General features: G+C 70.3%; 8 protein-coding genes. 7 read left to right on the forward strand and 1 reads right to left on the reverse strand.

The features are described from left to right. The first annotated feature begins 107 nt into the window (after nucleotides 1-107). Nucleotides 108-803, forward strand: a complete 696-nt coding sequence (locus AC16DP_RS43780; RefSeq protein WP_329729774.1) for a pirin family protein — start codon at nucleotides 108-110, stop codon at nucleotides 801-803. A 249-nt stretch (nucleotides 804-1,052) separates the two neighbouring features. After that, nucleotides 1,053-2,255, forward strand: coding sequence for a proline dehydrogenase family protein (locus AC16DP_RS43785; RefSeq protein ID WP_329729773.1), 1,203 nt, complete (start codon nucleotides 1,053-1,055; stop codon nucleotides 2,253-2,255). 1 nt (nucleotide 2,256) lies between these two features. Here AC16DP_RS43785 and AC16DP_RS43790 read toward each other — a convergent pair whose 3' ends face one another. Next, the gene (locus AC16DP_RS43790; RefSeq protein ID WP_329729772.1) at nucleotides 2,257-2,886 is read right to left on the reverse strand and encodes a hypothetical protein; all 630 of its coding nucleotides are present in this window, start codon (nucleotides 2,884-2,886) and stop codon (nucleotides 2,257-2,259) included. A 191-nt stretch (nucleotides 2,887-3,077) separates the two neighbouring features. Here AC16DP_RS43790 and AC16DP_RS43795 point away from each other — a divergent pair, with 191 nt between their 5' ends. The 5 genes from AC16DP_RS43795 to AC16DP_RS43815 form a co-directional block, all read left to right on the forward strand. Further along, on the forward strand, nucleotides 3,078-4,697 hold the full coding sequence (locus AC16DP_RS43795; protein WP_329729771.1) for a hypothetical protein: 1,620 nt from the start codon (nucleotides 3,078-3,080) through the stop codon (nucleotides 4,695-4,697). Between the two features lie 44 nt (nucleotides 4,698-4,741). Then, nucleotides 4,742-6,130: a hypothetical protein gene (locus tag AC16DP_RS43800; RefSeq protein WP_329729770.1), complete on the forward strand. Its 1,389-nt coding sequence runs from the start codon at nucleotides 4,742-4,744 to the stop codon at nucleotides 6,128-6,130. Next, entirely contained in the window at nucleotides 6,127-6,954 is an 828-nt protein-coding gene (locus AC16DP_RS43805; protein WP_329729769.1) for a carboxypeptidase regulatory-like domain-containing protein, read from the forward strand. Before AC16DP_RS43800 ends, AC16DP_RS43805 begins: the two co-directional genes overlap by 4 nt. Nucleotides 6,955-6,957: 3 nt before the next feature. Next, nucleotides 6,958-8,880, forward strand: coding sequence for a FecR family protein (locus AC16DP_RS43810; protein WP_329729768.1), 1,923 nt, complete (start codon nucleotides 6,958-6,960; stop codon nucleotides 8,878-8,880). Continuing rightward, the coding region (locus tag AC16DP_RS43815) for a serine/threonine protein kinase (protein ID WP_483957068.1) at nucleotides 8,877-10,543 on the forward strand (1,667 nt) is incomplete at its 3' end. The genes AC16DP_RS43810 and AC16DP_RS43815, both read left to right, overlap by 4 nt.

Raw genomic sequence — 10,543 nt, forward strand, 5'->3', positions numbered from 1 at the left:
ATGGGTGGAACAGTCCTTCCAGGATTCACCTCTGGTGCAGCAACAGTCTCGCGGTCATCTTGGTGGTGTCTCGACGAGAGAACTCACCGAGAGAAAAGGAGCACACCATGATGATCGTTCGACCCTCTGAAGCGCGCGGCCATGCCAACCACGGCTGGCTGGACTCCCACCACACCTTCTCGTTCGGCGGCTACTACGACCCGGACTTCATGGGCTTCCGCGCCCTGCGCGTCATCAACGAGGACCGCGTCACGGCGGGCGACGGCTTCGACACGCATCCGCACCGGGACATGGAGATCATCACCTACCCGCTCAGCGGCGCCATCGCGCACCGCGACAGCACGGGCGGCGAGGGACTGCTGCGGACCGGCGAGGTGCAGCGCATGACGGCGGGCACCGGCGTCATGCACAGCGAGATGAACGGCGCCAACGAGGAGCTGCACTTCCTGCAGATCTGGATCCTCCCCGACCGGCGAGGACTGAAGCCCGGCTATGAGCAGAAGGCGTTCTCCGAGGCCGAGCGCAAGGGCCGCTGGCGCGTGGTGGCCAGCCCCGACGCCCGGGACGGCAGCCTCACGGTGCACCAGGACGTGGTGCTGCACGGCACGCTGCTGGGCCAGGGCGAGCAGGCCGAGTACACGCTGGCTCCAGGCCGCCACGCCTGGGTTCAGCTGGCCCGGGGCAAGGGCACGCTCAACGGCGTGGAGCTGAAGGCCGGTGACGGCGTGGCCGTGTCCGAGGAGTCCCGGCTCGTCCTCACGGCCTCCGAGCCGCTCGAGGCCCTGCTCTTCGACCTCGCCTGAGGCGTGGCCGATTGGAAGCGCCAGACGTGGGGAGGGGTGAAAAACCCAAGAAACCCAGGGAGCCCTGGAGTCCGGTCCGACACGGCGGCGGGGAGTTCGAAACGTGGGACTCAAACCATCGGAGGTACCTCCGGTGGGTGCCCCACTTGATGCCGGCACCCGAAACATGTAGCCCGGCACCTGATGTCCGCACTCGCCCCCGCCCCTTCCCCCTCTTCGTCTCCCGGTCACCCGGTGGAGTCCGCTCCCGTGACCTCGTTCGACAACACGGCCATTGCCTTCGCCACCAAGAGCGATTGGCAGATGCGCAAGGCGCACCTGCTCTTCTCCTCATTGACCTACCCCTGGCTGGTGCGAGCGGGCATTCCCCTGGCCGCCTGGCTGGTGCGAGTGGGCCTGCCCGGCGTCCGGCTCACCGTGAAGCACACCGTCTTCGAGCAGTTCTGCGGCGGCGAGAGCATCCAGGAGTGCGCGGCCGCCATCGAGACGCTGGGACGCGTGGGAGTCCAATCGATCCTCGACTACAGCGTGGAGGGGGAGAAGTCCGAGGCCAGCTTCGACGCCACCGCGCGCGAGACGATCGCCACCATCGAGTGGGCGGCGAGCCACCCGCACATCCCCTTCAGCGTCTTCAAGGTGACGGGCCTGGCGCGCTTCGGGCTGCTGGAGAAGCTGGGCGCGGGTGAGGCCCTGAGCGCGGACGAGCAGGCCGAGTGGAGCCGGGTGCGCGAGCGCGTGCTGCGCATCTGCGAGCGAGCCCATGCACTCGGGGTGCGCATCTTCCTCGATGGCGAGGAGACGTGGATCCAGGACGTCATCGACGGGCTGGGCGAGGAGATGATGGTCCGCTTCAACCGGGAGCGGGCGCTCGTCTACAACACCTACCAGATGTACCGGACGGCGAGCCTGGACAACCTGCGCGCGGCGCTGGAGCGGGCGAGGACGCAGGGGTACTTCCTCGGGGCCAAGCTGGTGCGCGGCGCGTACATGGAGAAGGAGCGGCTGCGCGCGAAGGAGCGCGGCTACGCGGATCCGATCCAGCCGGACAAGGCCGCCACGGATGCCGCCTACGACAGCGCGCTGCGGGTGTGCCTGGACCACCTGGAGCGGATGGGGCTGTGCGCGGGCACGCACAACGAGGAGAGCTGCCTGCTGCTGGTGCGGGAGCTCGCCCGGCGGGGCATCGCGCCGAACGATCCGCGAGTCTTCTTCAGCCAGCTCTACGGGATGAGCGACAACATCTCGTTCAACCTGGCGAGGGCGGGCTACAACGTGGCCAAGTACCTGCCCTACGGCCCGGTGCGCGCCGTGCTGCCGTACCTCATCCGCCGCGCGCAGGAGAACAGCGCCATCGCCGGCCAGGGCGGACGCGAGGTCCGGCTCATCCGCGGCGAGCTGCAACGGCGCAAGCAGGCCCGGGCATTGCCCGGCGCCCGCCCTCCGGAGCGGTAGCTCACAGGCAGCGGTACCGCTCGGCCTCGCTGTGGTCCAGGATGCGCCAGCACATGGCGCCGCTCGTCGAGCAGGACTTGCCCTCGGGGTCGGTCGGGCAGGCGGGCTGCGGGTTGACCTGGTAGCACGACACCGTCCAGCGGTCGTAGCAGTACTCGGTGTACATGAACTTCCAGGTGGTCGGGCACGCCTCGGTCACCGTCTGCGAGAGCGTCTTCAAGGCCCCGTAGCAGGTGGTGCGGTTGCCGCCGCTGTCGATGACCATCGGCCAGGCCTTCACCAGCAGGGTGCGCGCGCCACAGGCCACCCCGGTGTTGCTGAAGTACCAGGTGCCCGAGGTCCCGGTGCGCTCCTCGACGGAGTAGAGGACGTTGTCGATGTAGTACTCCAGCCGCACCGCGTTGGCGCCGGCGGACACCGCCCAGGAGCCACTGGCGGCCATCTCACCCAGGTAGGTGCTCGCTCCCGAGAGGGTGAGCGTGGTGACGGTCAGCCCCGAACAGACCGCCGCCTCCTGGGTGCCCAGGGATTCCTCGGCGTCCGGCGGGAGGGTCTCGGAGGTGCCACAGCCCACCACCAGCAGGAGCGGCAGCAGGACATGGACGAAGGGGCGGAGCGGGGCACTGGACATGGGTTGCAACCTCGGTGTTGGATAAATACAACCCGATTGTACATGGAATGAAACTGGAATAAAGCGAAATACTCGGGGAGTGAGACAGAGCTGCCGAGGGGCTCATTGCAACATCCATGCACCCGTCTCTACGATGGGTGCTCGCCCCCGCTGAGCAGACTCGCGCTGCCTGGCGCTCCCCGGACCGAACGATGAACCAGGCACAGAGCCGTCGTCTCCGCACGAACTGTCTGCTGCTGCTTGCATGGCTGGTGGCCGGCACGCCCCTGCCCGCCCATCCCGCCATCCCATCCCACGTCCCGGGCCTCCTCGTGGTGCCCGGTCCGCCCGTGCGCTTCATCGTCGCTCTCGACCGGGCGACGGTCGCCGGAACCTCCTACACCCTCCAGGTGCTCCCGGTGGACGAGGCCGGCAACCCCACCCGCTACACCGGCCGGGTGCACTTCGAGACGACCGTTCTCCGGGCGCTGCTCCCACCGGACACGGACGTCCACTTCGTTCCCACGGAGACACCGCTGCCGCAGTTCCCCGTCACCTTCTCGAGCGCCGCTCCGGACCTCAAGACCCTCACCGTCACGGATGTGACGGGCCAGAACCTCACGGGGAGCGCCTCCACCATGGTCAGCCCCGGCCCGTTCGCTCACGTGAGGCTGTCCACCACCGCCCCGGACCCGGCGCCGGCCTGCTCGGAGACGACGCTCGTGCTCACGGCCGAGGACGCCTGGGACAATCCCGTGACGGAGGCACCCTCCACCCCGGTGATGCTCTGCGCGGCCTCGGGCAGCTCGGTCACCTTCGTCAGAAGCACTCTCGAGCGGCCGGAGTACTCCCCCCCCTGTGCCACGGGCATCCTCACGGGCACCGCGCAGGTGATCTGGAAGGACACGAAGCCAGAGGACGTCGAGTTCACCGTCTCCGGCGTCGACGCCAAGGAACCGCTCACCCTCCACTTCAAGGCGGGGATTCCCAGCCCTCAAACCTCGAGCTTCTCGTTCAGCGAGAGCACCCGGGAGCCCCCTCTGCTGCTCATCGGCAGTGGACGGCTCACCGCCCAGCTCACCCTGCGTGACCAGTGTGGAGACCCGGCGGCGCTGCCCGCGGACAAGCTCCTCTCCTTCGCGGCCAGTCCGCCCCTGGCCGTCACCTCGCCCGTCGAGGACTCTCCTGGCCGGTGGAAGACCTCCGTCAGCCTGCCCGAGTGCCCCACCGATGCATCGAAGCTCCTGGCCGTCTGGCCGCTCATCGGCAACGAGGTGCTGAAGAAGCCGAGCGGCGAGCAGGTCAAACGGCTCGTCCAGCCGCAGTGCTCGACCGTCGCGAAGCTCTCGGTGCTGACCCCGGCGGACAGCCTGGTGGCCGAGCCCGGCGAGGTGGTCGAGCTCGAGGTGCAGGTGTCGGCCGAGAGTGATCTGGCCGTGACGGGCGGCGTGCTGAGGCTGGAACCCCAGGGCCTGACGGTGCTTGGGGCGAGCATCAACGGCCAGGCCCTACCGGCCAAGGGAGACGGGTTCGAGCTCCCGGAGTTGCGCAAGGGCTCGCCGCTGACGGTCAAGGTCACCGCCCAGACGACCATCCAGCCCAACCAGACGGTGAGCACGAAGGTCTGGGTGGTGAACCCGGAGGGAACCTTCCTCACCCAGATGGAAAGCGTGGACTTCCAACAAAAGGACGTGGGTGTGGACGTCGGGTGCGGTTGCCAGACCGGCGGCCTCCCGGGTCAGCTCGTCACCTGGCTGGCCCTGCTCGGGGTGGCATCGCGCCCCGGGAGGGGATTGCGTAGACTGCGGCGTGGCGAAAGGAACGACCCCTAGGCGTCATGGCGGCAGCGACTCTCACTCTCCTGGTTCTGACCCTGATGGGTCAGGCTGTCGCGCTGCGTTCCGACAAGCCTTTCGTCACCTCCGAGGGCAGCGCGCAGCTCGAGCTCAGCGTGCTCGATGAGGCGGGCCATCCGCTGAGTGACGCGCAGGTCTCCCTGAGCGTCAACGCCGGCTCCGTCACCGAGCCCGCTCCCGCGCGGGACGGCACGTTCCGCGCCACCTACCGGCCGCCCTCGCGGCAAGGCCCCGGGGTGGCCCTGTTCCATGCGACGGTGAAGCGGGGAACCCACAAGTCCGGGGCGTGGCTCGCCCTGCCCGTCCACGGCCCCTACTCGCTCCGGGTCGAGGCGCCACCTCGCTCGCGGGTGCAGGTCTCGATAGGTGCCGCCACCTACGGGCCCGTGGTCGCGGCCGCCAGCGGAGAGGCCGTGGTGCCGATCCTGCTTCCTCCCGGAGTCACCAGCGCGCAGGTGACCATCACCGAGCGCTCGCGCAAGAGCAGCACGCGGACCGTGCCGCTCCCCGAGCCCGGGTTCCCCCGCGTCCACCTCGTGGCGATGGAGACGCCGATCCAGGGGCAGCCCGTCCGGCTGCAGGGGTTCGTCGTGGATGACAGCGGCAACCCCGCCGTCGCGCTCCCGCCCCTCACCGTGAGCGCCGAGCAGGGCACGCTCGGCCCCATCGAAGCGAAGGAGGGCGGCATCTTCGAGGTCCCCTTCACCGCCTCCACCGGGAGCACGGCTCCGGTGCGCATCTCCGCTTCACCGCTCGACGAGACCGAGCGCTCGTCCACACTCCAGGTCGAGCCTCGTCCGGCGCCACCCGGCGGGCCGGATTCCCCCTCGCGGGTGGCATCCACCGGGCAGCCCCCGTCTTCCCCAGGGTCGTCCTGGCAGCCCACGCTGGGCGCCTTCCTGTTCGCGCACAGCAACGCCGCCCGGGCCCATGGCGCGGGACTCCGGCTCGAGGGCGCGCTCCGGCTCGCCACGCTGCCCGTGGAGGCACTGGTGCAGGCCGAATGGCGCGGCAACAACACGGTGAGCACCCTCCTCGCGGCGGACGGACCGGACCCGGTCACCAAGACGTTCACCCTCGGCGGAGGAGCCGTCCGGCTCGGGGCCCGCTGGAGCCACCCGGTCCTGTCACGAGGCCTGATCTTCGCGGACGCGAGCGCGGGCGTCCTGCGCATGTGGGGCGACGTGGAGCTGAAGAGCCAGAAAGGCACCGTCACCCAGGAGCTCCGCTCGACGGGCCTCGACGTGACGGTGGGAGCCGGGTTCGCCTGGAGGCTGGGCCCGGGCCGCGTGGCCGGACAGGTGCAGTGGGGCTACGCGCCGGGAAGCCAGCAGGTGAGCGGCAACCTGGGTGGGGTGTCTCTGGGAGTGGGCTACCAGCTCCCGCTCGGAGGGGGGCCGCGCCCATGAGACCGTGCGCGCTGACACTCGTGCTCGCGCTGCTGAGCACCGGCGCCCTGGCCGCCGCGCCCACGCCGGAGACCTCCGGGACGGTGTGGATCACCCTGCGGCCCCACCCTTCCCTGCCGCTCAAGAGCCCGCGCGTCCAGGCCGGTGGCAAGGAAGCCCGCGCCGCTGGGGGGGCGTTTCGCGTGGAGGGGCTCACCTCGGGCCAGGTGGCCATCCACGTCTCGGCCGAGGGCTATCAACCCGTGGAGCGCAAGGTGCTCGTGCCCCCGGGAGGCCAGGCCAGTGTGTTCCTGCCGCTCGAGCGCATCCCGGGTCCCGGTACCGTGAAGGGCCGGCTCCTGTGGGAACAGGGCAGTGAGGGCACGAAGGTGCCCGTGGGCGGTATCGAGGTGCAGCTCGGCGGTCAGGTGGTCGCCCGGAGCGATGCGGACGGCTTCTTCGTGGTGCCCGAGGCGGGCCCGGGCCCCGTCACCTTGAAGCTCGCCGGCACCGGAGTCCGGCCGCAGGAGGAAGTGGTGGTCGTGCCCTCCCATGGCGAGGCCTCGGTGGAGGTCCTCCTGCAGAAGACCGGGGAGGTCCGGGCCTGGATACGCGGGCGCGTGCGCTCCACCCGGGGGCGCGCCGTCCTGGCCACCCTGCGTGTCGAGGAGGCCGGGCTCCGCGCCCGCACCCGCGCGACGGGAGACTTCGAGTTCCGCCTGCCCGCGGGCCGCTATCACGTCACCTTCGAGGCACGCGGCTACGTGCCCCAGACGAAGGTGGTGGACGTGGGCGCCGGAGAGCAGGCGCTGTTCTACGTGGATCTGTCACCTCTGGAGAATTGAGCCGTGCGCGTCCTCTCCCTCACACTCTCGCTGCTCCTGCTCCTCCTGGGGGGATGCGGGGGGTGTGACAAGAAGCCTCCCGCCGGATCCGGCGCGCCGGAGTTGGCGAAGCTCCTCCAGTTCCAGGGCCAGGTCACGGTGCAGCGGGATGGAACCTCCCGCCCCGGCCGCGTGGACGAGCCGCTCTACCCGGGCGAGACCGTGGTGACCGGTCCCGGGAGCACCGCGCGCGTGCGCTACATCAACGGCACCGAGGTGGAGGTAGCCGAGAACAGCCGCTTCCGGGTGAACGGCACACCGGGAGCGCTCACCCTCGAGCTGGAGGAAGGGAGGATCGTCTCGACCTCGCCGAAAGCCGGCGGCAACGGGCTCACCGTCATGGGCCGCTTCGGCCGGGCGGAGCTGGTCACCGCGTCGGAGATGGTCTTCGACCTGAGCGAGAAGGATCCCAGGCTGACGCTCCAGTACGGCGACATCCGCGTGCTCGATCCGCGAGGCCAGCCCATCCAGGTCGTGGCGGGCGAGGAGCTCGCGCTCTCGCTCGGCAAGCCCCGGCAAGCGTCGCCGCCCGTGGTCGCCGAGGAGATCGTCTTCACCCTCGAGCCCCAGGGCGGCAAGGCCCGCGTGCGTGGCGCCCAGGACAGCGCCTTCGCCGACGTGGCCGCTGATCAGCGCCGGGAGCTCGGTCGCGGCGCGGCGTTCGAGATCCCCGCGAGCTCCAGCGCCCGCCTGTCCTCCAGCTCGCTGCAGGTGAGCCTCTCCGGGGACACCGCCGGGACACTCCAGGAGGCCTCCCGGCGGGGAGACCAGAGCACCTACACGCTGCAGCTCAGCCGAGGAAGGGCGCGGCTCCTGTTCAGCAAGGGCAAGCAGTCGCTGAAGCTGACGGACGCTCGCGGTGAGGTCGAGCTCAAGGTCTCCGAGCAGAGCACGATCTCCGTGAGCAATCCCGAAGCAGGCGCCACCGTCACCGTCCTCACCGGGCAGGCCGAGCTGGTGGCGGATGGGAAGACCACCCTCCTCAAGGCGGGCGAGGGAGTACGCCGCGCCTCGGAGTCCGCGCGGGCCGAGCAGGCCTCGGCGCCCCCGCTCGTGCTGCCCGTGGATGCGAAGGGCGCGCGCGTGTTCACCGACGGGCCCGGCGAGGTGGGGATCCAGGTTCCCTCCGCGTCCGGAGCACCCCTCCGGGTGGAGGTGGCGGAGGAGCCCTCCTTCCGGGAGCCGCTGCTGGCGGGGCGCGCGGGCGCGGACGCGGTGCGAGTCGAACCGCCGGCCCGGGGCGAGCTGCACTGGCGCTTCCTCGCCGAGGACGGGAACGTGCGCGCACAGGGCTCGGCCCGGTTCCAGCCGGATCGCGGCCGCTCCGCGCTGGCTGCCTCGAACCCGAAGGCCGAGGTGCTCGAGACCGGGCTCAAGGCCACCATCTACTTCCAGAGCGCGGTGCCCTCGCTGCACTTCAGCTTCGAGCCCCGGCCGGGGGCGCGCTCGTATCAGCTGCGCATCTACCGCGCCACCGACGTCCAGACGCCGCTCCTGCAGCGGGTGACGAACCAGAACCAGTACAGCCTGGAGCCGGGCGCGCTCGGCGAGGGGCGCTACCTCTGGTACGTGGCGGCGCTCGGCCCTGGGGGAGACGAGCTGGCGGGCGGCCGGATGAACAAGCTGGAGCTGGTGTATGACAACGAGCGCAGCGGGCTGGCGCTCAGCCGTCCCCGCCCGGGTGAGCGCATCGGAAGCGAGGGGGTTCCGGTGGAGGGCGTGGTCCCCCGCGGCTCCCGGCTCTTCCTCAACGGGCAGGCGATGAAGCTCGACGCCAAGGGCCGCTTCTCCCAGCGCCTGCCTCCCACGGAGGCACTGGTGTTCCGTCTCGTCTCGGGTCAAGACGAGGCATACTGGATCCGAACTCTTCGGAAAGCGCGTCCATGACGGCGTCCCAACCCGTGATTCCCTTGTCCTGGCCGGCCATGTCACCGCGCCGCTTCGGCAATTACGTGCTCATCCGCAAGCTCGCCGAGGGTGGCATGGCGGAGATCTTCCTCGCCAAGCAGCTCGGCGCCGAGGGTTTCGAGCGGGACGTGGTGATCAAGTGCATGCACGAGCACCTCACCCAGCATCGGGAGTTCGTCTCGATGTTCCTGGACGAGGCGCGGCTGGCGTCGCGGCTGCACCATCCGAACATCGTGCAGATCACCGATCTGGGCGTGGCGGACAACCGGTACTTCATCTGCATGGAGTACCTGGCGGGCGAGGACCTGGAGGCGGTGTTCTCGGTCACCCAATACCAGGGCCAGGGCGTGCCGGTCCCGATCGCCGCCCGCATCATCCTCTCCGTGCTCGAGGGCCTGGAGTTCGCCCACGGCTATCAGGATCAGGGGCGGCCCCTGGAGCTCGTCCACCGGGACATCTCGCCCTCGAACATCTTCGTCACGTACCAGGGCACGGTGAAGGTGCTCGACTTCGGGATCGCCAAGGCCTCGTCGCGGATGACGCAGACGCAGCCCGGGTTCCTGAAGGGCAAGTGGGGCTACATGTCCCCCGAGCAGGCCCGGGGCGAGCAGCAGCTCGACAGCCGCAGCGATCTGTTCTCGCTGGGCGTCACCTTCCATGAGCTGCTCACCGCGCGCCGCGTCTTCCAGCGGGACACGGAGCTGGGCGTGCTGCTGGCGCTGATGGAGCAACCCATCCCCCCGCCGAGCACCTACCGGCCCGACGTTCCTCCCGACCTGGATCGCATCGTGATGAAGGCGCTGGAGCGCCGCCGGGAGGATCGCTACGCGAGCGCGGCCGAGATGCGCGCCGACCTGGAGGAGTTCCTGCGCGGGACGGCGTCGATCCCGGGCGTGTCGCAGCTCGCCCAGTACATGCAGGGCATGTTCGGCGCGGCCGACGTCGAGCGAAAGACGAAGATTCCCCCGCTCTCCGAGCTGGGTGCGCACACGCTGGTGCAGCAGCAGGACCAGCAACAGGAGGAGCTGCTCGGCACCGCGAGGACCCTGGTCCGTCCGTCGGCTCGGATGACCGCCGTCGAGGCCCCGGAGCCGCCCACCCAAGAACCCCAGCGGCGCCCCATAGCTCCCACGCTCCCCGCCGTCACCGTCCCCGTCCCCGCCAGTCCTCCTCCCGCGCTCGCCGCCGTCCCCGTCCCGGTCCCCATCCCCGCCAGTCCACCTCCCGCGCGGAGCACGGGGCTGTCCGTGGCGATGGGTGCCATCGGGGCCGTGGCACTGCTGGCGTTGGGTGGAGGCGCGGTCTGGTACCTCATGCCTCGGGCAGCGCCTCCCGCTCCCGTCACCGGGGTGACCGCGCCAGCTCCGAGCCCGGCGCCCAAGGTGGAGCCCACTCCCACGCCCGCGGCCCCCACGCCCACGCCCCCCGTGGAGCAGAAGACCGAGCCTCCACCGGCGGAGCCTCCCGTGGACACGGCGCCCGAGCCCACGGTGACGCCGAAACCAGTCCCCATGCCCTCCCCGCTCACCGCCAGGGACGTGAGCCGCGTCATGAAGAAGAACTCGCGGAAGCTCCTCGAGTGCGGAGAGCAGTTCCGCGACGAGCTTCCCGCGGACCGCCGGGTCATGCTCCTGGTCACGAT

This window comes from Archangium sp. (assembly GCF_057119385.1).